The sequence below is a fragment of the Mesorhizobium sp. P2_F7 genome, assembly GCF_056403695.1.
The window spans coordinates 594,526-615,353 of record NZ_JBFUFA010000002.1 but is presented as its reverse complement, the minus strand read 5'-3'; the positions used below and the strand labels follow the sequence as shown (position 1 = coordinate 615,353).

The following is a 20,828-nucleotide window of genomic DNA, read 5'->3' as shown; positions in this document are numbered from 1 at the left end:
GGCGGGACAGTTCGAGCCAGCAACCGAGATCACGCCCGGAGCGCTGCAATGACGGCGGCGGCCGAAGGGTCGCCCGTATTCGGCATGACGCGGGCCAGGCGAAACGCCCTTCTGCAGTCCGAATCCGTCCAGGGCCTTGCCCTGATCAGCCCGACCTTAATCTATGCTTTGATCCTGCTGCTGGTGCCGATCCTGGTGGTGTTCGCCCACTCGTTCTGGACGCAGAACTACCTCACCATCGACCACACATTCACGCTGGAAAATTACCGCATCGCGCTGACCGAGCCGATCTATCGCGATCTGCTCTGGCGCTCGCTCTACATCTCGCTGACGGTGAGCTTCTTCACCGTCATCCTCGCTTATCCCATCGCCTATTTCATTTCCTTCCACGGTGGCCGCCACAAGAGCCTGTGGCTGTTCCTAATCACCATCCCGTTCTGGACCAGCTATCTGCTGCGCGTGATGTCGTGGAAGGTGATCCTCGGCTATAATGGCGTGCTGAATTCCGGTCTGATGGGCCTCGGCATCATCGACGAACCGTCGACAGCACTGCTCTACAATTCCAGCGCCGTCATCATCACGCTGACCCATGCCTGGGCCGCCTTCGCCATCCTGCCGATCTTCGTCTCGCTGGAAAAGGTCGACCGCACTCTGGTCGAAGCTGCCACCGATCTCGGCGACGGCCCGCTGCGCTCCTTCCTGCGCGTGACGCTGCCGCTGTCGGCGCCGGGCGTCATTTCGGCCGCGCTCATCGTCATGATCCCGACCGTCGGCGACTACGTCACCCCGAGGCTGGTCGGCGGCAAGGATGGCGTGATGATCGCCAATGCCATCGAATCGCAGTTTCACAAAGCTTCCAACTGGCCGCTCGGCGCGGCACTGTCGGTGACCACCATGCTGGTCGTGACGCTGATGGCTGGCGCCACGGTGCTCATCATCCGCGCAGCGCAGAGGTTGGCGCGATGACGGCGGTGCGGCGCTTCCTTGGCGGCGGCTGGCTGTCCGCCTACGCCTTCCTCTACGTCGTCTTTCTCTATCTGCCCGTAATCTTCCTGCCCATCTTCTCGATCAACACGGCGCCGACGCCGAAGTTTCCGCTCACCGGCTATACGCTGAAATGGTACCAAGACCTGCCCAAGACGCCGGCCCTGCTTGACGCCGCCTGGAACAGCCTGATCGTCGGCGTCTCGGCATCCGTGCTGGCGACGCTGCTGGGCGTCCTCGCTGCCCGTTCCATCACACGCTACCGCTATCCCGGCCGCCGCACCATCAACGGCCTGATCATGGCGCCGCTGGTGCTGCCGGAAATCATCCTCGCCATCTCCATGCTGCTGGTCATGCTGCAACTCGGCCTCAGCCTGTCGCTGTTCACCGTCGTGCTGGGCCACGTCCTGATCTGCATCCCCTATTCGATGACGGTGCTGACCGCGGGCTTCGAAGGTTTCGACCGCAGCCTTGAAGAGGCCTCCGCCGACCTCGGCGAGAGCGCCTTCGGGACCTTCCGGCGGGTGACGCTGCCGATGGTGGCGCCGGCGATCATTTCCAGCCTGCTGGTCTGCTTCACCATCTCGCTCGACGAGTTCGTCATCGCCTTCTTCCTGACCGGAACCGAGACCACGCTGCCGATCTATATCTGGGGCCAGTTGCGCTTTGCCGCCAAGCTGCCGGGCGTGCTGGCGCTGGGCACGCTGCTCTTGGTCGCATCCTTTGTCTTGATGACCGTTGCCGAGATCCTGCGCCGCCGTGCGGCCAGGCGCACCCAAAACGAGGGAGGCCTCTATGCCTGATCAGCCCGAGCGGCCCCAATCTGATCGATCCCAAACTGACCGAGCGATGATCGAGATTCGCAGCGTCACCCGCAGCTACGGCGCCTTCAAGGCGCTCGACGACGCGACACTGACCATCAGGGAAGGCGAGTTCTTTTCGCTGCTCGGCCCCTCCGGCTGCGGCAAGACAACGCTGCTGCGCATGATTGCCGGCTTCGACAACCCGACCAGCGGTTCGATCTCGGTCGGCGGCCAGTCGATGGAAGGCATCCCGGCCAACCGCCGGCCGACCAACATGGTCTTTCAGAGCTACGCCATCTTCCCGCATCTCAACGTCGAGCAGAATGTCGCCTATGGGCTGAAGCGGCTGAAGCTGGGCGCGGTTGAAGAAAAGCGCCGCGTGGAGGAGGCGCTGGCGCAGGTGTCGCTGACCGGCCTCGGCAAGCGCCTCGCCACCGAGCTTTCCGGCGGCCAGCGCCAGCGCGTGGCGCTCGCCCGCGCCTTGGTGATGCGGCCCAAGGTGCTGCTGCTCGACGAGCCGCTGTCGGCGCTGGACAAGAAGCTGCGCGAGCAGATGCAGGTCGAGCTGCGCCGCCTGCAGCAGGCGGTCGGCATCACCTTCGTGCTGGTCACCCACGACCAGTATGAGGCGCTGGCCATGTCCGACCGCATCGCGGTGATGTTCGGCGGCAAGATCGCCCAGGTCGCATCGCCCAAGGAAATCTACCAGCGGCCGGTCAACCGCCAGGTCGCCGACTTCCTCGGCGGTATGAATTTCGTCAAGGCTCAGATCGTCGAGGAGAATGCCGCCTCGCTGGTCGTCGACACGCTGGGCTTCGGCCGTGTCAGGACCGACAAGCCGAAGGCCTTCGTGCGCAATGGCGGCGCCGCCACGCTGGGCATCCGACCGGAGCGCCTGCGTGTGCTGTGGGACAATACGACGGCCAAATTCGAGGTCGCCGGCAAGGTGGTCGAGCGCCACTATTTCGGCGAGATCACCCATCTGATCGTCGAGATACCGGGACTGGAAAAGCCGCTGTCGGTGACCGAGACCAATGATTTCGGCGCCGATGATATCCCGGTCGGCACCTCCATCCGCCTCGCCTACGATCCCGAGGCCCTGGTGGCTATGGCGGACTGAAGCTCGGCTACGATCTCTTTGGCAGCAATGCGCCCCATCACGATCGCACCTTCGACATAGCCCGGAAAGGACGGCGACAGTTCCGATGATGCGAAATGGACAGGAGCCGCGCCGGCACGGATCGTGCGTTCGGCATCCCGTGCCGTCACATCGACAATGAGGTCGCTGTAGGCGCCGCCGCTCCAGCGGTCATCGATCCAGTCGCGCTGGCTGAAATCGATAATGTCGACCGCGTCCGGACCAAGGGCGCTCACCAGCCTTGCCGTCACTTCCGCGCGCAGCGCAGCATCGTCGAGTGGGCGCCAGCGCAGTGCCAACGGTCCGCCGACGAAGACGACCAGCGCGGCATGGTCGATATCCTTGCTGGCGTCACAGGCGAACAGGCCCGGCAAATCGCGCCACATCACCATGCCGCACAGGTCGCGCTCGCGCCAAAACGGCTTGGCATAGCGCACGAGAATCTTGATCACCGCGCCGCTTTCCCAGACGCCAAGCGCCTTCTCGAGGACCGCCGGCAAGGCCGGCGCGAAATCGAGCTTTGCGGCCGTGACCGGCGGCAGTGCGACCAGCACTTTTCGTGCTTCGATGGCACCGCTTGCCGAGACGACACGAACCCCCTGCGGCCGGTGCTCGATGCGCGTCACCGGTTCGTTCAACCGCACCCGGTCACCGAGATCGCCGGCCAGATCCTCGGCCAGCGACTGCATGGTCTCGCGCAAAGAATACTGCAGCTCAGGCACCTCGTTGGTGATACGGCGGTCATTGTCGATCAGGTGCCACAGCGGCACTCTGTCCATCGCCAGGCACCACAGGCCTTCGATCATCGACCGGAAAGCCGTCTTGGCGTCAGTGGGATCAGGCTGGCGTTCGAGCCAGGCGGCAACACTCATGCCGGCGATCGAAGGATCGTCCGGCTCGATCGCATTCATGCGCTCGCGGATCGCCATCGCGCCGTAATAGGTCCGCTCGGCCTGCTCGACCGACAGTGATGGATGGGTGATGAAATCCCCATCCACATAGGTCTCGACGAAGGCCTTGCCGCGGGCCGCGGCCAGCGCCGTCACCTCCGGCATGTCTTCGCAGAAAAACTGGCCGCCGCTGTCGATGCGTTCGCCAAGCCCGTTGCGAACCGCTTCGACCCTGCCGCCGACACGGTCGCGCGCCTCGAGCAGCACGAAATCGATGCCGGCCTTTCTCAGCGCAAGCGCCGCCGACAGGCCGGTGAAACCGGCGCCGACGATGACGACGTCGGTTCTTTCGATCTTGTCGCTCAATAGCCGGCCTTGATCTTCTCGAACTCCGTGACCATGCGCTGCTTGAGCTCGGGCGGCACCGGCTGCTGGAACAGGGTTTTGTCGAGGAACTTGTCGAGATTGTCGAAGCCGCGGTCGGTCAGCACCTGGTGGTCGATCGCCGCCATGCCGGCGCTGTTGCCGTGACCGTAGCCGAAGGTCTTGACCAGATAGTCGGACACGGCATGCGCGTTGACCGCGCTGAGGAAATCATAGGCCTGATCAAGCTTGCCCGGCGCGTCCTTCATCAGGACATAGCCGCACACCCAGGTCGAAATGCCTTCCTTGGTGTCGCGGTTCATGGCGATAGGCATGCCTTGACCCTTGAGCGTCACGAAGGTCTCGTTCCAGCCCCAGACGAGGTCGACCTCATTGCCGGTAAAGGCCTGGTTGAGATCGGTGTCGTCGGTCCAGTAGAAGCGGATATTCTTGTGCACGTCGCGCAAGAAGGCGGACGCTTCCTGGAACTGCGCGTCGGTCATCTTGGTCCAGTCCTTGAGGCCGATGACCAGGCTTGCCAGCGCGTAGGCGTCGTCGACATTGTCGCCTATGGTGACGCGGCCCTTGAACTTAGGGTCGGCGAATATTCTCAGCGACTGCGCCTCTTCAGCCGTCACCTTGTCGGTGCGGTAGAGCAGCGATGTGTTGCCCCAGTCGAACGGCATGAACCACGCCTTGCCGTCGGCGGTGGTGGCGAGGTTCTTCATCGCCATGATGCCGGGATTGAGATCTTTCCAGCCGGCAATGCGGCTGGTGTCGAGCGGCTGCAGAATGCCGGCCTCGCGCCACTTGACCACGCTCTGCGAACAGGGATGCGCGATGTCGGCCTTGAAGCCGGCCCGCATCTTCTGGAAGGCTTCTTCCTCGTCGCCGAAGAAAGCGAAGGTCGGCTCGGCGCCGTATTTGGCGGTGTAGTCGGGATGCAGCAGCGGATCCTCATAGCCCGACCAGTCGAACACGACGAGGTCGCCACCACCCTCGGCATAAGCCAGCACGGCGCCGGCGCCCACTGTTAAGGCAGCGGCAAGGGCAAGGCGGCGAAGCATGGAATTCATGGTGCGAAACTCCTCATCGCTAAAGGCGGCCGGGCGACGTTACGGAATTTCAGCGACCTTGGCGAGACCGTCTGCCCGCCTGAGTGGCGGGCAGACGGATGAGGCCGGACAGGACTTTAGTAGCCCGCTTTGATCTTCTCGAACTCGGCGATCATCTTGAGCTTGAGCGCAGACGGGACCGGCGATTGGAACAGGGTCTTGTCGACGAATTTCTGCACGTCGTCATAGCCCTTTTCTTTCAGGATCGCCTGGTCGACACCGGCCATACCCTTGGCGTTGGCCTGGCCATAGCCCCAGTCCTTGACCAGCACCTTGGCGGTTTCCGGATCGTTGATGGCGTTCAGATAGTCATAGGCCTTATCGATGTTGCCGGGCGCGTCCTTGAACAGGACATAGCCGCACACCCAGGTCGAGATGCCTTCGTCAGTGTCTTTCTTGGCCTTGATCGGTACACCGGCAGCGACCGACTGCACCGTCGCGTCGTTCCACGCCCAGGCAAGATCGACCTCGCCGCCGGAGAGCAGCTGCACGACATCGGTTGTATCGGTCCAGTAGGAGCGGACATTCTTGTGCACCTGGCGCAGGAAGTCGGATGCCTGCTTGAACTGGTCGTCCGTCATTTTGGTCCAGTCCTTAAGTCCGATGGCAAGGCTGGCCAGCGCATAGGCGTCGTCGACATTGTCGCCGATCGAGACCCGGCCCTTGAACTTGGGATCGGCGAAGGCCTTTAGCGACTGCACATCCTTGGCGTCGATCTTGTCGGCGTTATAGGTGAGCTGGGTGTTGCCCCAGTCCCAGGGCATGAACCACGCCTTGCCATCCGATGTGGTGGCCAGATCCTTCATCGCCATGATGCCGGGATTGAGGTCCTTCCAGCCGGTGATCTTCGACGTGTCGAGCGGCTGCAGCAGGCCTGCCTCACGCCACTTCGTCACGCTCTGCGAACAGGGATGGCCGAGATCGGCCTTGAAGCCGGAGCGCACCTTCTCGAAGGCTTCGTCCTCGTCGCCGAAGAAGGCGAAGGTCGGCGAGTCGCCGTTCTTCTCGACATATTTCGGGTGGAAGCTCGGGTCTTCATAGCCGGACCAGTCGAACACGATCAGATCCTTGTCGGCGGCAACAGCTAGCGCCGCAGCCGAAGCCGCGAGCGTTGCTGTCAGCGCCAATGTCAGCGTCAGGCGTCGGGTTATTCTTTTCATGCTGTTCCATCCTCTTTGTCGTTGTTGCCGGCTCGACTGGCCGGCTTCTGGTTATCCGTAGTGCTTGGGAAAGGCCGCCGCGAGGAAGGCATTCGCCGCTTGCAGCGCGGTTTCACGCGTCGTGTCTTCGGTTCCCATCATCAGCCGCAGCCACAAGCCTTCCAGCATGGCCGACAGCGCCAGCGCCATGACCTGCGGCTCATAGCCATAGCCGCCGCTCTCTTTGAGCGTCGCACAAAGATCGATGAAGACCTGCTGGTAGTAAGCGTCGCGAGAACTGCTCAGCGCCTGATAGACCGGCCGCGACTTGGCCTCGCCCCAGAAAGCGAGCCAGGCGGCGAGCTTGCGCTTGTTGCAGATCGAGCGGTCGAAGTCGGCCCACACCAGCACCTGCAGTTGTCGGGCTGGATCATCACCGGCTTTCTGGAGAGAAGCACGCCAATGCGCCGAATACTCGTCATACATATGCTGCAGCGTGGCGATCAGCAGCTTCTCCTTGCTCTCGAAATGAAAGTTGACGATGCCGCGCGACAGGCCGGCGCCATCGGCGACATCGGCCATCGTCGTCTCCGCGTAGCCGCGCTTGGCCAGCGAATCGATGGTCGCCTCGATCAGTTGCAGCTGCCTGACCTCCTTCGACGCCTTGCGGCCGCGTTTTTCCGGTTCGGTTTTTCCAGACGTGTCGGAGGATCGCTCGTCGCGCGCTGCAGCTTTCATCGGTGCCGTCATGCTCCACATTGCCGGCTACCCCACCATAGCCGGCTTCCACCCGCGAAGATGAGTGGGACGGTGCTCGCCACTGTCAAGCACCTTCTGCATGGCTTCCCAGGTCTTGATGTTCTTGTCGACATAGGCGGCCCCGACCGCGGCAGCAGCCGTCTGATACAGCGGGCCTTTCAGCCTCTCCAGCTCGCCGCGCGCGACCTCGCGATACCAGGGATTGCGGTCCTTGACCGCGACATCGGCAAAGCCGGCGCGGCGCATCGCCTGCGCATAGCGCGCCGGCGACGCCATGGCGAAAGACAGGCCTTCGGCCGCGACATAGGCCTTCATCTCCGATGATGGCTCGCCGTCGTGGCCAATCAACCAGTCGGAAGCGGCAAAGACGCCGCCCGGTTTCAGCACGCGAAAAATCTCGGCAAATAGCGCATCCTTGTCGGGCACATGCAGCAGCGCATCCTTGGAGAAGACGACATCGAATGAAGCGTCGGCGAAAGGCAGCGGCCCTGGCGGCGCCTGGACAAAACTGGCGCGGTCCGAAAGCCCACGCGCGGCGGCGCGCTTCCTGGCCGCCTCGATCACCGGGCGCTCGATGTCGAAGCCGGTGGCATGGACGACGCCATGGCGCTCAACCAGATGCAGGGTGATGCCGCCGGAGCCGCAGCCTATGTCGAGGATGGTCTTGCCCTTCAACGAGAGCCCTTCGATCACCCGGTCGACTTCGTCCGGCCCGCCCGGCGACAGATAACCCTCGCCCCACAGCGCCTCGAGGAAGCGGATGGCGGTGTCGTCATATTCCGGCTCGGCATCTGCCGTTTCGATCATCGAACCTCGGTCCCGTCCGCCGAATTCAACACGTTCGATTGCCGGCAAAACGTAGCGCATATCAGAGAAAACGCAACACCATTTGTTGAACATTCATTCAATATGGCTGGACAAAATGGCGGCTGCCATGCCAAATTCCGCGCATTCGGGAACAGATCACGCAAAAATGAACCGCGGATCGCCTAGGGAAAACGGACCAGAATGAAAGCTTGGGATGCGATCATCATCGGCGGCGGACACAACGGCCTGGTCAACGCCTGCTACCTGCAGCGCGCCGGGCTCGACGTGCTGGTGGTCGAGAAGAACGACTGGGTCGGCGGCGCCGCAACCAGCCGCGAACTGACGCCAGGTTTCCTCTACTCCAACTGCTCCTATGTCTGCTCGCTGTTTCGCCCCGAAATCATGCGCGACCTCGAACTGCCGCGCTTCGGCCTGCAGGTCATCTCCTATGAAGGCGGCGCGGTGTTTACGCGCGACGGAGACTACCTCGCCAACTACCGCGACCACGATGCGCACCGGCGGGAATTCGCTCGCTTCTCCAGGCGCGACGCCGAAGCCTATGACCGCTATTCGCGCGACGTGACGCGACAGTGCCGCTTCATCCAGCCGCTGTTGATGCGCACCGCCCCCGACCCGACCAGTTTTCGGCCACGCGACCTCGGCGAACTGCTCTATCTCGGCAAGAAATTTGCCGGCCTTTCTGCCGAGGAAATGGCGCTGACCCTGCGCTTCTGGACCATGTCGATCTCGGAATTCCTCGACGAATATTTCGAGACCGACGTCATCAAGGCGAACTTCGCTCTGTCCGGCATCATCGGTACCGCGCTCGGGCCGATGTCGCCCGGCACCGCCTATGTGCTGCTGCACCACTATATGGGCGAGGTCGATGGTTCCGTCGGCGCCTGGGGCTATGCGCGCGGCGGCATGGGCGCCGTCACCAAGGCGCTCGCCGCTTCCTTTAGGGCCAGCGGTGGCACTATCCGCACCGGCGCCGAGGTCGACCATGTGCTGGTTGGCAGGGGCAAGGCGAAAGGCGTGGTTCTGGCCGGCGGCGAGGAGATTTACGGCAAGCTCGTCGTCTCCAACGCCGACGTCAAACGCACCTTCCTGAAACTGGTCGAGGAAAAGGAACTGCCCGACATTTTCCTGCGCCGGGTCAAGAACTTCAAGATTCGCGGCTCCTCCGGCAAGGTCAACATCGCGCTGGACTCCCTACCTGAGTTCCCGGCTTTGCCGAAGGACTCGCCGGTCTATCGCGGCGATATGCATTTCACCGATTCGATGGAGCGCATGGAACGCGCCTATGACGACTGGAAGGCCGGGCACTGGTCGGCCGACCCGTTCCTCGACATGGTCATCCCGACGACGCTCGACCCGACCATGGCGCCGCCGGGCAAACACTTCATGAGTTGCTTCGTGCAATACGCGCCGCCCAAGGTGAACGGCCACGACTGGACCGCTGCCGACCGCGACGGTTTCGCCGAAAGCGTGGTCGCGCAGATCGCAGAATATTCGCCGGGTTTTCGCGACCGCATCGTTCACATGGAGGTGCGCACGCCACGCGAGATCGAGGCCGAGGTCGGCCTCACCGAAGGCAATATTTTTCAGGGCGAGCTGACCTTCGACCAGTTGCTGTTCAACCGGCCCGTGCCGGGCTACGCGCAATACCGCTCGCCGGTCGGCGGGCTGTATATGTGCGGCTCCTCGACCCATCCCGGCGGCGGCGTCATGGGCGCACCGGGCCGCAATGCCGCGGCTGAAATCCTGCGCGACCTTGCCAAATCAACCTCCCATATGAGCCCGGCCCATGACGTCATTTGATAGCATCGTCATCGGCGGCGGCCACAATGGCCTTGTCGCTGCCGCCACGCTGGCGAAGGCCGGTCGCAAGGTGCTGGTGCTGGAATCGGCAGTCGACGTCGGCGGCGCCGCGCGCACCGAAGACTTCGCGCAGGGCTTTCGCGTCTCCTCGATCGCCCATGTGCTCAACCGCCTGCATCCCGATGTGGTGAAGACGCTGGAGTTGGACAAGCACGGGCTGCAAATCGCGCGCACCGACTTCATACCGTCGGTCGCCTTGTCGAAGGACGGCCCGCCGCTGGTCCTGCATGGCGCCTATGGCGAAGTGCTGACCGGCTCCACTCCCTCCGAACAGTCGGCCTGGAAAGAATTGCGCGCGCAGCTGTTGCGCTATGCCGGCATCTTGAAACCTTTCCTGTCGCGACGCCCGCCCGATCTCGGCGGCATGTCGTTGCTTGAGGCAGCGGCGCTCGGCCAGACGGCGCTGGCGTTGAAAAAGCTCGGCAAGGAAGACATGCGCGATTTCCTGCGCGTTCTCCTGATGAACGTCGCCGACCTGCTCGACGAGCAGCTTGCCGATATCAGGCTGAAAGGTCTGCTTGCCTTTGACGCGACGCTGGGCAGCCATCTCGGCCCGCGTTCGCCAACCTCGCTGCTCGGCCTCTACTACCGGCTGGCTGGCGAGACCGGCGGCGCGGCCGGCGCGCAGATGCTGCCGAAAGGCGGCATGGGCGCGGTCGTCACCGCCATCCGCGCGGCGGCGGAAAAAGCCGGCGTCACCATCCGTACAGCGGCCCCGGTGGCCAGGATCATCGTCGAGAAAGGCCGCGCCGTCGGCGTCGCCCTCGACAACGGCGAAGTGCTGCGCGCCAGAACCATCGTCTCCGCCATCAATCCGGCGGCCACCATGATTGACCTCGTCGGGCCACGCGAGATCGACACCGGCTTTGTGCGAAAGGTGAAAAACATCCGCATGAAGGGCGATGCGGCCAAGCTCCATCTGGCGCTCGACCGGCCGCCGCAATTTTCCGGCGTCGACGCCGCCAGCCATAGGGGCCGTCTGGTCATCGCGCCCTCGCCCGACCATGTCGAACGCGCCTTCAACCCGTCCAAATATGGCGAGTTCTCAGCCGAGCCGGTGATGGAGATCACGCTGCCCTCGCTTGCCGATCCGTCGCTCGCGCCAAACGGCGCCTGCGTGTTGTCGGCGGTGGTGCAATATGCGCCCTATGCGCTGAAAGAGGGCTGGGACGCAGGCCGGCCGAAATTCCTGAAGGCGATCATGACGCAGCTTGAGACCTACGCCCCGGGCATCGGGAAATCAGTGTTGCATACAGAGCTTTTGACACCGGCCGACATCGAGGCGCGCTACCGCATGCCTGGCGGCCACTGGCACCATGGCGAATTGCAGGCGGACCAGATGCTGATGTCACGACCCGTCTCCGGCTGGTCGGGTTATGACACGCCGGTCGAAGGGCTGTTCCTCGCCGGCGCCGGCTCACATCCCGGCGGCGGCGTTTCGGGTGCTCCGGGATTCAACGCCGCCAAACGCATCATTGCGATGAAGGGCTAGATCATGGCGCAAGCAATCAGGAAGAAGCCCATCGCAAAAATCGCCGATGCAGCCGCTGCTGCCCGCACAGCCGCGCAGGGCCATTTCCGCACCTTGCGTCTCGGTACGCCGTTCCAGGCGCGCATCGATGCGCTGGCGAAGACCCAGGACTGGTACAACTGGGCCGGCTACCGCGCGCCGCATTCGCTGTGGGACGAGGAGCTCGAATATTTCGCCATCCGCAGCCAGGCGGCTTTGTTCGACATCTCGCCAATGACGAAATACCGCGTCGAGGGGCCGGACGCCGAAGCCTTCCTCGATCGCGTCACGCTACGCGATGTGACGAAGCTGAAACCCGGCCGCGTGCATTACACGGCTTGGTGTGACGATGAAGGTTTTGTGCTCGATGACGGCACGCTGTTTCGCCTGTCGCCGACGCGTTTCCGCCTGTGCTCGCAGGAGCGGCATCTGCCCTGGCTGCTCGACAGCGCGATTGGGTTCAATGTCGCAGTCGAGGAAGAGACCGAAGCCGTCGCGGGTCTCGCACTGCAGGGACCAACCTCCTTCGCCGTGCTGCGCGATGCCGGTTTCGCCGGTGTCGAGAAACTCAAGATATTCGACCTCGCCGAGTTCCCGCATGATGGCGGCACGGTGACCATCTCGCGCACCGGCTTCACCGGCGATCTCGGCTACGAACTGTTCGTGCCAGCGGAAAAAGCGCTGAGCCTCTGGGACCGGCTGATGGTAGCAGGCGAACTGCGCGGCATCCGCGCCATCGGCTACAACGCGCTCAACCGCGCCCGGCTCGAGGCCGGGCTGATCGTCGCCAACGCCGACTTCACCACCGCCGAGCATGCCATCCGCGCCGACCGCCTGCGCATGCCGGACGAGATCGGTCTCGGCTTCATGATCGACCTGGAAAAAGGCCATTTCAACGGCCGCCGCGCCATCCTCGAAGCCCGCGCCAAGCGCAAACTGCGCCATGTGCTGGTCGGGTTGGAGATCGAGGGCAATATCCCGGCCGAACATGCCATCGTCTACTACAAGAAAAGCCAGGAGGTCGGCCTGGTCAGCGCCGCCATGTGGTCGCCGATGGCCAAGCGCAACATCGCCATCGCCTCGCTGGCGCGGCCCTACGGTGATACGATGGTGGAAGACCTCTGGGTCGAGATCTACGCCATGCGCGAGTTGCAATATCAGAAGCTGATGAAGCGAGCCAAGGTGGTGGCGCGGCCCTTCATCAAGCTCGACCGGCGCACCGCCAATCCGCCGGCGGATTTCTGATCATGGCCAACGAACCGGATGATGCGGCGGAAGCCGCCGAACAGTGGCAATTGGTCAACACGCCGCTCGGTGAAAAATGGTCCGGCCGCACGCGCTACGCCGCCGCCATGTACTTCTACAAGCGCGGCGAGATGAGCGCCGAGACGCTCGAGGTCTACCGAATCTGCGCGCGGCTGGATTCGGAAAACCCGCTGCCCATCATCAGGGATCGTGGCACCGGCCAGGACTGGCTGAAGCGCATGGGCGCCTAGCCGATCGTCCTCTCCAGAACGTTCAGCCAGTTCTTGTAAGCGATCTTCTCGATCAGCGCCCGGCCGAAACCGCGTGCGGCCAGCGCATCGATCAGCTTCGGCAGGCCGGCGACGTCGCCGATGACCGCCGGGATCATGGCGCCGTCGAAATCCGAGCCAAGACCGACACCGTCCTCACCCAGCGCCTGCAGCAGCGAATCGACATGGCGAACCATGATGTCGAGGCTGGTGTCCGAGTTCATCCTGCCGTCGTCGCGCAGGAAGCCGGTGGCGAAATTCAGCCCGACCATGCCGCCGGTCTCGCGGATGGCGCCGAGCTGCCAGTCGGTCAGGTTGCGCGAATGGGTGCAGAGTGCATGCACATTCGAATGGGTGGCGACCAGCGGCGCGTCGCTGAGTGCTGCGACATCGCGAAAGCCTTTCTCGTTGAGATGCGAGAGGTCGATCATGATCTTCAGCTGGTTGCAGGCCTTGATCAGTGCCTTGCCTGCATCGGTCAGTCCCGGACCAGTGTCGGGCGATGAGGGGAAGCGGAACGGCACGCCATGGCCGAAAGCGTTGGGCCGGCTCCAGACAATGCCGAGCGAGCGCAGGCCGGCTTCATAGAGCACATCGAGCAACGTAAGCTCGGGGTCGATCGCCTCGACGCCTTCAATGTGGAACACGGCGGCGATCGAATCCTTTGCCATCGCCGCACGAATGTCGCCGGCGCTGCGGCAGACCGTCAGCGCGCCAGCCCGTTCCAGCCGGAACAGGATCGAGGCCATTCCGATGGTGGACGTCAGCGCGTCCGTGCGCGGCAGCTCCGGTGGCAGCGGCTCATTGTCGCTCGGCGCCGGCGGCACAGCGCTACGCTTGGCCTTCTCGACCGGCGGCGGAAAGATCGCGAACATGCCGCCGGCAAAGCCGCCCTTCTTGGCGCGCGGCAGATCGATATGGCCGCCCTGCGTCCCCTCGATGAACAGCTTTTCGACGTCGGTGTCCTTCGACTGGTACAGTCGCAGCAGCGTGTCGTTGTGGCCGTCGAAGACGGGGACGAGATCGGATTCGGTCATCAGGAAGCCATTCGGTCAGTTGGCAGGAGCGGACGAACCGCAGCGAACTGTGTACTTAGGCAAGAAGGCCGAACTGCGCAAATGCCAGAGACGTGTTCGCTCTTGTGGCTGAGCGGGGGCGGCTTCTCCTTCTCCCCTTGTGGGAGAAGGTGGATCGGCGCGACAGCGCCGAGACGGATGAGGGGTGTTCCAGCGGAGTGAGACGTAGGCGTTCCCTGGAGCACCCCTCATCCGTCGCCTTCGGCGACACCTTCTCCCACAAGGGGAGAAGGGGAAGAGGTCTATTGCTTCAGCACATCGGCCCATTCCGGATGGCGGCGGAACTGGGCGTTGGCGAACGGGCAGAGCGGGATGATCTTCTTACCCGCAGCCCGCGCATCCTCGACGGCACGGGTGACGAGCCGAAGCCCGGCGCCCTGGCCGCGAAACGCGTCCGGCACTTCGGTGTGATCGATGATGATCTGGTGCTCGCCGACCTTGGTGAAGGTCATCTCGGCCTCGGCGCCGCCCGGCCCGCGCAGGACATAACGGCCCTTCGAGCCGCGGTCCTCGAGTTCGATTTCAGGCAGTTGGTCAGGCATTGCTTGCTCCTTCAACCGGCGCATTGGCGAAGAGCCGCCTTGCCGCTTCGATCTCGTTTGGCTGCACCTCGTGGCCGCCATCGTGCCATTCCACTGTGACATCGGCGCCATCGGCGCGCAAATAGGCCTCCAGCCGCGATGTCAGATTGGGCGGGCAGATCGGGTCGCGCTTGCCGGCGGTCACCAGGATGCGGCGGCCGGCGAGGCTGCCCTTCACCTCAGGTTCGAAAGGAATCAGCGGATGCATCAGCACCGCCGCATCGAGCAGGTCAGGCGCAGCGAACATCACGGAAGCCAGTATGTTGGCGCCGTTGGAGTAGCCGAGGCCCAGCACCGATGACGGCTTTGCCGCTTCCACCTGCGCCTTGATGAAACCGGCCATCTTGCCGGTCGCCCGCGCGAGGTCGTCCATGTCGTAGACGCCCTCGCCGGTGCGGCGGAAGAAGCGCGCCGCACCGTGCTCGGAAACATCGCCGCGCGGCGAGATGATAGTCGCCTGGGGCGCGAGGTCGCGCCCCAGAGACAGCAGCTGGTTTTCGTCAGCTCCGGTGCCGTGGAAGACGAAGAGCAGAGGACCGCCGGGCGAACCCGGCAGCGTCTTGTGGATGTAGGCGTCCTTGCTCATCGTCTCAGCCTTCCAGCTTCTGAAGATGCTCTTCGAGATAGGGCCGCAGATGCTGATGCTGCGTCGGCAGTTTCAGCGCCTCGCCGAGATGGGCGGTGTCCTCGTCACGGTCGAAGCCCGGCTCGTTGGTGGCGACTTCGAACAACACGCCGCCCGGCGTGCGGAAGTAGATCGCCCAGAAGTAATCGCGGTCGATCACCGGGGTCACGCCATAGCCCGTATCGATCAGCGCCTTGCGCACTTCGAGCTGTTTGGCGCGGTTCTCCACCGCGAAGGCGACATGGTGCACCGAGCCGGCGCCGAGATTGGCGAAGCCAGCCGTCGGCAGCGATTCGATGTCGACGACATCGGCGCCATTGCCGTTCTTGATGGCGAGACGGCTGACATTGCCTGACTTGTCGACCTGCTCATAGCCCATGAACTTCAACAGCTCCTCGGTGGCACCGCCATCCTTGAGGCGCAGCGACACCGAGTGGAAGCCGCGGATCGCCTCATCGGCGGGAACACCGCCCTTCAGCCACGGCGCGCGGCAGTCGGCCTTGTCTTCGACCAGCGCGAAGCCGTCACCGTCGGGACCGGCGAAGGCGAGCCTTTTCTCGCCGAACGAATCGTCGCGGGAGAGACCAGTAACGCCTTCATCGGCGAAGCGCTTTTCCCAATAGCCGAGCGTACCCGCCGGCACCGAATAGGCCGTGGTGCCGACCTCGCCGACGCCGTGGCGGCCCCTGGCAATGTCCGGGAACGGAAAATACGTCATCACCGAACCCGGCGTGCCGTGCTCGTCGCCATAATAGAGGTGATAGACATCGGGCGCGTCGAAATTGACGGTCTTTTTGACCCGGCGCAGGCCGAGCTTGTGGGTGAAGAAATCATTGTTCTGGCGCGCATCGCCGGCCATTGAGGTCACGTGATGCAGGCCCTTGATCTGGTCGAGCATTGTCTTGCTCCTTCCCTTGGCGTTTTGCGGCCCTTGCCGCTGTCCACGCCTATATGAGGGGTCGCCCGGCAGCGGCAAAGGCGGCAAACTCAGAATGGACTGTATCCTAATAGTGAACAGCAGAAAATTTACGTTCACCATTTCAGCAATGTCAACGGGCTTGCGCCACCGCCAAAATTCGGCTCACTGGAGCCTCTTCCCAGCATGAAGGATAGCGCAATTTGGCCGCGGAAAGCAGACGTCCGAACATCCTCCTGATCTCCTGCGACCAATGGCGCGGCGACTGTCTTTCGGCTGGCGGCCATCCCACGGTGAAGACGCCGAATGCCGATGCGCTCGCCGCCGAGGGCGTCCTTTTCAAGCGACACTACGGCGGTGCGGCGCCCTGCTCTCCGGCCCGTGCGTGCCTCTACACCGGCCTCTACCAGATGAACAACCGCGTCTGCCGCAACGGCACGCCGCTTGACGCCCGCCACGGCAACATCGCGCTGTCGGCCCGCGCGCTCGGCTACGATCCGACGTTGTTCGGCTACACCGACGTTTCGTCCGATCCACGCACAATAGCGCCGAGCGATCCCCGGCTGAAAAGCTACGAGGGCGTGCTGCCCGGCTTCAGCGTGCGCCAGTTCCTGCCCGAGCATCAGAAACCGTGGCTGTCATGGCTGAAGGCGCGCGGCGTCGACACCAGCGCCGGCTCTCCCGGCATTCATCGCCCCGTGGGCGAGAAAGCGGGCGACGCCGTGACCAACGCGCCACCTGTCTATTCCAGGGACGAGACGCCAACGGCCTTCCTCGCCGGTGAGTTCATCCGCTGGCTGGGCGAGCAGGATGCGCCATGGTTCGCGCATGTCTCCTTCATCAGCCCGCACCCGCCCTTCATCGTGCCCGAGCCGTACAACACGCAGTATGATCCTGCGGACGGCCCTACCTTCCGTCGCCAAGAAAACTGGCAGGCGGAAGCGGAAAGCCACCCCTATCTGGCCTACGATCTCGGCCGGCAAAAGCGGAGAAGTTTCCGCCCCGCCGTTGACGGCAAGGTGTGCGATTGGGGCGACGACAATCTCCGCGCCATCCGCGCTATCTATTATGGCATGATCTCGGAGGTCGACGCGCAACTCGGCCGCATCTGGCAAGCGGTCCAGGCTGCGAATGCCTGGGACAACACGATCATCGTGCTGACCTCGGACCATGCCGAGATGATGGGCGACCATTTCATGCTGGGCAAGGGCGGCTTCTTCGACGGCAGCTATCACATCCCGCTGATCGTGCGCGACCCGCGTCGCGGCAAGACAGCCGGATCGGTTGTCGATCGCTTCACCGAGGCCGTCGACATCTTCCCGACCTTGCTCGATCTGCTGGATGCCGACGCCCAGCCGCATCTCGACGGCCATTCACTAAAACCGTTTCTGGATAGCGAACCGCCCAAAAACTGGCGTGACGCGGCGCATTGGGAGTTCGATTTCCGCTCGATTGCCAGTGGTGAAGCCGAACGGCATTTCGGCATCGCCTCGCGCCAGTGCAGCCTCGCCGTCATCCGCACGGAAAAATTCAAATACGTGCACTTCGGCGGCGGCTTGCCATCCTTGCTGTTCGATTTGGAGAAGGATCCGGGCGAGCTAGCCAATGTCGCCACCGACGCAGCGTATCTCAGCGTGCGGATTGAATTTGCGGAGCGGCTGCTCGCCTGGCGCGCCGAACATCTCGACCAGTCGCTGGCGCTGGCGGAGCTGACTGAGGATGGGGTCGCTGGGTATGTGGGTAGGGCAGTAGGGCAGTAGGGCAGTAGGGCAGTAGGAAAAGTATGGATAGGCAGTGCTGTCACGCTCCCTAATTTTTATCCCTACTGCCTTACTGCCGTACTGCCCTATTCCCTTCCTTCACTGCACCATCAACCGCTGCTGATCCCGCTTCTCGGCATAGCTGCCCTTGTCGTAGGCAGCCTGCGCTTTCAGCTGGTCCTTGGTGAAGTTGGTGTAGAGGTACTTCTTGCCGTCCTTGTCGGTCATGAATTTGAGCTTGTCCATGCCGACCGCGACCTCCTTGGCGCCGATGCCGAGGAAGCCGCCGACATCGACGATGACGGCATCCGGCTTGCTGTCGGGCGCCAGCACGACGTCGCCGATCTCACCAACCTTTTCGTCGTTGGCGCCATAGACGGTCGTGCCTTTCAGATCGTCGCCCCTGATCTCACCGACCGGCATTTCGGTCAGCGTCGACTTGTCGATGGCCGCGGTCTGCGTCGGGTCGGTGGCCTTCATGTCAGGCGACTCGGCCGCCGGAGCGCCGGCCGTCTTGTCCATTGGCCCAGCCGTCTCAGCCGGAGCGGTCGCCGCAGGGGCCATGGCTGCCGGAGCAGCCGGCGCCCCGGCGTCGGACATCGTCGTCACCGGCACCGGATCATAGACCTTGCGGTCGAAATCCGGCTGCGCCTGCAGCTCTTCCTTGGTCGTCTGGGCCACCAGCCAGCGATCGCCATTCTTCTCGGCCCATGCGGCCTTGGCGAAATCATAGGTGACGTTCTTGGCGCCCATGCCGAGGAAGCCGCCGACACCGATGACCAGCGACTGGGCCTTGCCGTCCTTGGTCAGCACGATGTCGTTGACGTCACCGATCTTCTCGGCATCGTCGGCGGTGCCGTTGTAGACGGTCTCGCCGATAATGTTGGTGGCGAGATTGCCATCAGCGCGCTTCACCACGGGTTCCGACGGCGCCGCGTTCAAGTCGACGGGCTTCTGAGGGTCATTCTGAGCGCTGTCGGTAGCGGCGGGCGCTGACGGCACCGGATCATAAGGTTTGCGGTCGAAGTCCGGCAGCGCAGTCAGCGCTTCCTTCGTCGTCTCGGCAACCAGCCAGCGATCGCCGTTCTTCTCGACCCATTGCAGCTTGCCGTAGTCGAAGGCGACGTTCTTGCTGCCGATGCCGAGGAAGCCGCCTACGCCGATGATAGCGGATTTGACCTGGCCGTTTTCATCGAAGACGACATCGCTGATATCACCGATCTTCTGCGCATCGTCGGCGGTGCCGTTATAAACGGATTCGCCGATGATATTGGTCATCAGGGCGCCCTCCGCCTGCTGCGCTGCCGGCGCGATGGTGGCAGGGGCTTCAGCCGGTGCCGGGGTTGTCGCCGGCGCTGTCGTTGACTGCGCAAAAGCACCGGTGGCGATTAGCGTTGCAAGCGCGGTCGTCGCGAACAAAGTGCGGATCATGATTAAGTCTCCTCTTGCGTGATCTCGTGCGCGCCGCAACCGGCAGCCATTGCCGGGAGACCGAAAGCGGCGCCTCGTATGCGTTCACAACGTTGTGACAAGGCGCTTGTTCCGAAAAAACGGGGTTGTTGCCGCACCTCGGACAAGTCCGTGGAATCGCCCGACATTTCGGACCGACCTATGGAACCTTTGTAAGGCTTGCCCGTTCCAGCCTGTGGCTGGGCATTCCGGCCCTAAGAAGAATACGGAGCGGGCATGCGATTTGCGGCGGTGCTGAACCGGGACGGCGGCACCTTGCGGACGACCGATTTATCCGCGTTTTCGGACCGGATGCGCCAGACGCTTGAGGCGGCCGGCCATACCATTGATATCGACATCGTCGAAGGCAAGGACATTGTCGCGGCGCTCGACAAGGTCGCCGCCCGACGCGGCATCGAGGTGGTGCTGGCCGGCGGCGGCGACGGTACCATTTCGGCCGCTGCGGCGCGGCTGATGAACACCAAGAAGGCGCTGGCTGTCCTGCCAGCCGGGACGATGAACCTTTTCGCCCGCGGCCTGGGCATACCGCAGACCCTCGATGCGGCGCTGAAGTCCTTCGCCGACGGCGAAGTGATCGCGATCGATATCGCCAGCGCCAATGGCCGGCCTTTCGTGCATCAGTTCTCGATCGGCCTGCACGCCAGGATGGTGAGGCTGCGCGACACCATGGAGTTTGCTTCGCGCCTGGGAAAGATCCGTGCTTCGGCAAAGGCCGCCTGGACGACGATCAACAATCCACCTGCCATGAAGGTGACATTGACGGTCGGCGACGCGGAGATCGTGACCCGCATCAGCGGCATCGGCATCTCCAACAATCTGTTCGGCGAGGGCCACCTGCCTTATGCCGACAACCCTGCCGGCGGCGTGCTCGGCATCTATGTCACCGTGGCGCGACATCGCGGCGAACTGGCCAGGGCCCTTTTCGACATGGTGCGCGGCAGGTGGCGAGACAGCGACCATGTCGAAATCCATCAGGCCGACAAGGCAGTCGTGAAAATCCACACCGGAAGCAAAAAATTCGGCGCCGTCATCGACGGTGAACTGGTCAAGCTGGAGCGCGAAACGGAAGTTCGAATCCATGCCGGCGCTTTGAACGTCCTGGTGCCGGCAAGCGCCGCCCAAGCGAAGGCCGCCTGATGCGAAGGCCGACGATATCGCACGCTCTAGCCGCCGGCCGGCTGACCTTGGCCGGCGGGCGCGCTCTGGGTCGCGGGAGCGCCGTTGTTGATCTTCTGGCCATAAATCTCGGCAGCGCCCCAGGCGATGAAGGCCAGCAGCAGCGCGGCGATCAGGATGCGCAGCCCATGCCAACCCCAGCGCCCCTGACGGGCTTTGTTCTCAGGGATGATCTTGGTCATTGGCGGCGTTCCCGTGATGCGGCTGCAAGCGTGGCGGACAAAACCATGGCTGGCGAAACATGGTCGGGTAACGATTGCTTGCTACAAAAGTTCCGGGTCCCGACCGCTGGGCACGCCGCGCGGCACGGCGGCGGGGACC

General features: G+C 63.4%; 20 protein-coding genes. 9 read left to right on the top strand and 11 right to left on the bottom strand.

Annotated elements, in window-relative coordinates:
* The first annotated feature begins 48 nt into the window (after nucleotides 1–48).
* The 3 genes from AC1DZ8_RS08370 to AC1DZ8_RS08360 are packed head-to-tail and all read left to right on the top strand — an operon-like array spanning nucleotide 49 to nucleotide 2,907.
* A complete protein-coding gene (locus AC1DZ8_RS08370) occupies nucleotides 49–966 on the top strand; it encodes an ABC transporter permease (protein ID WP_477305811.1) in 918 nt (305 codons plus the stop codon).
* The gene (locus AC1DZ8_RS08365; protein ID WP_477305813.1) at nucleotides 963–1,787 is read left to right on the top strand and encodes an ABC transporter permease; all 825 of its coding nucleotides are present in this window, start codon (nucleotides 963–965) and stop codon (nucleotides 1,785–1,787) included. Before AC1DZ8_RS08370 ends, AC1DZ8_RS08365 begins: the two co-directional genes overlap by 4 nt.
* Before the next feature lie 46 nt (nucleotides 1,788–1,833).
* Nucleotides 1,834–2,907, top strand: coding sequence for an ABC transporter ATP-binding protein (locus AC1DZ8_RS08360; RefSeq protein WP_477305815.1), 1,074 nt, complete (start codon nucleotides 1,834–1,836; stop codon nucleotides 2,905–2,907).
* On the opposite strand, the gene AC1DZ8_RS08355 is transcribed toward AC1DZ8_RS08360, so the two are convergent.
* From AC1DZ8_RS08355 to AC1DZ8_RS08335, 5 genes are all read right to left on the bottom strand, one after another.
* Nucleotides 2,871–4,181, bottom strand: a complete 1,311-nt coding sequence (locus AC1DZ8_RS08355) for a flavin monoamine oxidase family protein (protein WP_477305817.1) — start codon at nucleotides 4,179–4,181, stop codon at nucleotides 2,871–2,873. The genes AC1DZ8_RS08360 and AC1DZ8_RS08355 overlap by 37 nt on opposite strands.
* Nucleotides 4,178–5,254, bottom strand: coding sequence for an extracellular solute-binding protein (locus tag AC1DZ8_RS08350; protein ID WP_477305819.1), 1,077 nt, complete (start codon nucleotides 5,252–5,254; stop codon nucleotides 4,178–4,180). The genes AC1DZ8_RS08355 and AC1DZ8_RS08350 overlap by 4 nt, the downstream gene beginning before the upstream one ends.
* A 116-nt stretch (nucleotides 5,255–5,370) precedes the next feature.
* On the bottom strand, nucleotides 5,371–6,453 hold the full coding sequence (locus AC1DZ8_RS08345) for an ABC transporter substrate-binding protein (RefSeq protein ID WP_477305821.1): 1,083 nt from the start codon (nucleotides 6,451–6,453) through the stop codon (nucleotides 5,371–5,373).
* 51 nt (nucleotides 6,454–6,504) lie between these two features.
* Nucleotides 6,505–7,170 carry a transcriptional regulator BetI gene (gene betI / locus AC1DZ8_RS08340; protein WP_477305823.1) on the bottom strand — a complete coding sequence of 222 codons (666 nt, stop codon included), beginning with the start codon at nucleotides 7,168–7,170 and terminating at the stop codon, nucleotides 6,505–6,507.
* Between the two features lie 27 nt (nucleotides 7,171–7,197).
* Complete coding sequence (locus tag AC1DZ8_RS08335) at nucleotides 7,198–7,998, bottom strand: class I SAM-dependent methyltransferase (protein ID WP_477305825.1); 801 nt, start codon at nucleotides 7,996–7,998, stop codon at nucleotides 7,198–7,200.
* A gap of 201 nt (nucleotides 7,999–8,199) precedes the next feature.
* Here AC1DZ8_RS08335 and AC1DZ8_RS08330 point away from each other — a divergent pair, with 201 nt between their 5' ends.
* From AC1DZ8_RS08330 to AC1DZ8_RS08315, 4 genes are read left to right on the top strand one after another with little or no spacing between them, the layout of a single operon-like run.
* Nucleotides 8,200–9,819: a phytoene desaturase family protein gene (locus tag AC1DZ8_RS08330; protein ID WP_477305827.1), complete on the top strand. Its 1,620-nt coding sequence runs from the start codon at nucleotides 8,200–8,202 to the stop codon at nucleotides 9,817–9,819.
* Nucleotides 9,806–11,371: a phytoene desaturase family protein gene (locus AC1DZ8_RS08325; RefSeq protein ID WP_477400671.1), complete on the top strand. Its 1,566-nt coding sequence runs from the start codon at nucleotides 9,806–9,808 to the stop codon at nucleotides 11,369–11,371. Before AC1DZ8_RS08330 ends, AC1DZ8_RS08325 begins: the two co-directional genes overlap by 14 nt.
* Before the next feature lie 3 nt (nucleotides 11,372–11,374).
* The gene (locus AC1DZ8_RS08320) at nucleotides 11,375–12,634 is read left to right on the top strand and encodes an aminomethyl transferase family protein (protein WP_477305831.1); all 1,260 of its coding nucleotides are present in this window, start codon (nucleotides 11,375–11,377) and stop codon (nucleotides 12,632–12,634) included.
* 2 nt (nucleotides 12,635–12,636) lie between these two features.
* Nucleotides 12,637–12,885: a hypothetical protein gene (locus AC1DZ8_RS08315; protein WP_477305833.1), complete on the top strand. Its 249-nt coding sequence runs from the start codon at nucleotides 12,637–12,639 to the stop codon at nucleotides 12,883–12,885.
* On the opposite strand, the gene AC1DZ8_RS08310 is transcribed toward AC1DZ8_RS08315, so the two are convergent.
* From AC1DZ8_RS08310 to AC1DZ8_RS08295, 4 genes are all read right to left on the bottom strand, one after another.
* Nucleotides 12,882–13,940: a dipeptidase gene (locus AC1DZ8_RS08310; RefSeq protein WP_477400669.1), complete on the bottom strand. Its 1,059-nt coding sequence runs from the start codon at nucleotides 13,938–13,940 to the stop codon at nucleotides 12,882–12,884. The two genes, AC1DZ8_RS08315 and AC1DZ8_RS08310, sit on opposite strands and share 4 nt — an antisense overlap.
* Nucleotides 13,941–14,221: 281 nt before the next feature.
* Nucleotides 14,222–14,521: a GNAT family N-acetyltransferase gene (locus AC1DZ8_RS08305; RefSeq protein WP_477305837.1), complete on the bottom strand. Its 300-nt coding sequence runs from the start codon at nucleotides 14,519–14,521 to the stop codon at nucleotides 14,222–14,224.
* Entirely contained in the window at nucleotides 14,514–15,146 is a 633-nt protein-coding gene (locus AC1DZ8_RS08300; RefSeq protein ID WP_477305839.1) for an alpha/beta hydrolase, read from the bottom strand. Before AC1DZ8_RS08300 ends, AC1DZ8_RS08305 begins: the two co-directional genes overlap by 8 nt.
* 4 nt (nucleotides 15,147–15,150) lie before the next feature.
* Nucleotides 15,151–16,083 carry a VOC family protein gene (locus AC1DZ8_RS08295; protein ID WP_477305841.1) on the bottom strand — a complete coding sequence of 311 codons (933 nt, stop codon included), beginning with the start codon at nucleotides 16,081–16,083 and terminating at the stop codon, nucleotides 15,151–15,153.
* Between the two features lie 221 nt (nucleotides 16,084–16,304).
* Between AC1DZ8_RS08295 and AC1DZ8_RS08290 the strand changes: the two genes are divergently transcribed.
* Complete coding sequence (locus tag AC1DZ8_RS08290) at nucleotides 16,305–17,861, top strand: alkaline phosphatase family protein (protein WP_477305843.1); 1,557 nt, start codon at nucleotides 16,305–16,307, stop codon at nucleotides 17,859–17,861.
* A gap of 99 nt (nucleotides 17,862–17,960) precedes the next feature.
* Here AC1DZ8_RS08290 and AC1DZ8_RS08285 read toward each other — a convergent pair whose 3' ends face one another.
* Nucleotides 17,961–19,292, bottom strand: coding sequence for a PRC-barrel domain-containing protein (locus AC1DZ8_RS08285; RefSeq protein WP_477400666.1), 1,332 nt, complete (start codon nucleotides 19,290–19,292; stop codon nucleotides 17,961–17,963).
* A 255-nt stretch (nucleotides 19,293–19,547) separates the two neighbouring features.
* On the opposite strand from AC1DZ8_RS08285, the gene AC1DZ8_RS08280 reads away from it, so the two are divergent.
* The gene (locus tag AC1DZ8_RS08280; protein WP_477305847.1) at nucleotides 19,548–20,468 is read left to right on the top strand and encodes a diacylglycerol/lipid kinase family protein; all 921 of its coding nucleotides are present in this window, start codon (nucleotides 19,548–19,550) and stop codon (nucleotides 20,466–20,468) included.
* Between the two features lie 26 nt (nucleotides 20,469–20,494).
* Here AC1DZ8_RS08280 and AC1DZ8_RS08275 read toward each other — a convergent pair whose 3' ends face one another.
* Nucleotides 20,495–20,689 (bottom strand): hypothetical protein, encoded by a 195-nt coding sequence (locus AC1DZ8_RS08275; protein WP_477305849.1) that lies wholly within the window; start codon nucleotides 20,687–20,689, stop codon nucleotides 20,495–20,497.
* Between the last annotated feature and the right edge of the window lie 139 nt (nucleotides 20,690–20,828).

Coding starts and splice junctions, on each gene's coding strand:
- AC1DZ8_RS08370 (WP_477305811.1), top strand. CDS start 49: ATGACGGCGGCGGCCGAAGGGTCGCCCGTATTCGGCATGACGCGGGCC.
- AC1DZ8_RS08365 (WP_477305813.1), top strand. CDS start 963: ATGACGGCGGTGCGGCGCTTCCTTGGCGGCGGCTGGCTGTCCGCCTAC.
- AC1DZ8_RS08360 (WP_477305815.1), top strand. CDS start 1,834: ATGATCGAGATTCGCAGCGTCACCCGCAGCTACGGCGCCTTCAAGGCG.
- AC1DZ8_RS08350 (WP_477305819.1), bottom strand. CDS start 5,254: ATGAATTCCATGCTTCGCCGCCTTGCCCTTGCCGCTGCCTTAACAGTG.
- AC1DZ8_RS08345 (WP_477305821.1), bottom strand. CDS start 6,453: ATGAAAAGAATAACCCGACGCCTGACGCTGACATTGGCGCTGACAGCA.
- betI (WP_477305823.1), bottom strand. CDS start 7,170: ATGAAAGCTGCAGCGCGCGACGAGCGATCCTCCGACACGTCTGGAAAA.
- AC1DZ8_RS08335 (WP_477305825.1), bottom strand. CDS start 7,998: ATGATCGAAACGGCAGATGCCGAGCCGGAATATGACGACACCGCCATC.
- AC1DZ8_RS08330 (WP_477305827.1), top strand. CDS start 8,200: ATGAAAGCTTGGGATGCGATCATCATCGGCGGCGGACACAACGGCCTG.
- AC1DZ8_RS08325 (WP_477400671.1), top strand. CDS start 9,806: ATGACGTCATTTGATAGCATCGTCATCGGCGGCGGCCACAATGGCCTT.
- AC1DZ8_RS08320 (WP_477305831.1), top strand. CDS start 11,375: ATGGCGCAAGCAATCAGGAAGAAGCCCATCGCAAAAATCGCCGATGCA.
- AC1DZ8_RS08315 (WP_477305833.1), top strand. CDS start 12,637: ATGGCCAACGAACCGGATGATGCGGCGGAAGCCGCCGAACAGTGGCAA.
- AC1DZ8_RS08310 (WP_477400669.1), bottom strand. CDS start 13,940: ATGACCGAATCCGATCTCGTCCCCGTCTTCGACGGCCACAACGACACG.
- AC1DZ8_RS08305 (WP_477305837.1), bottom strand. CDS start 14,521: ATGCCTGACCAACTGCCTGAAATCGAACTCGAGGACCGCGGCTCGAAG.
- AC1DZ8_RS08300 (WP_477305839.1), bottom strand. CDS start 15,146: ATGAGCAAGGACGCCTACATCCACAAGACGCTGCCGGGTTCGCCCGGC.
- AC1DZ8_RS08295 (WP_477305841.1), bottom strand. CDS start 16,083: ATGCTCGACCAGATCAAGGGCCTGCATCACGTGACCTCAATGGCCGGC.
- AC1DZ8_RS08285 (WP_477400666.1), bottom strand. CDS start 19,292: ATGATCCGCACTTTGTTCGCGACGACCGCGCTTGCAACGCTAATCGCC.
- AC1DZ8_RS08280 (WP_477305847.1), top strand. CDS start 19,548: ATGCGATTTGCGGCGGTGCTGAACCGGGACGGCGGCACCTTGCGGACG.
- AC1DZ8_RS08275 (WP_477305849.1), bottom strand. CDS start 20,689: ATGACCAAGATCATCCCTGAGAACAAAGCCCGTCAGGGGCGCTGGGGT.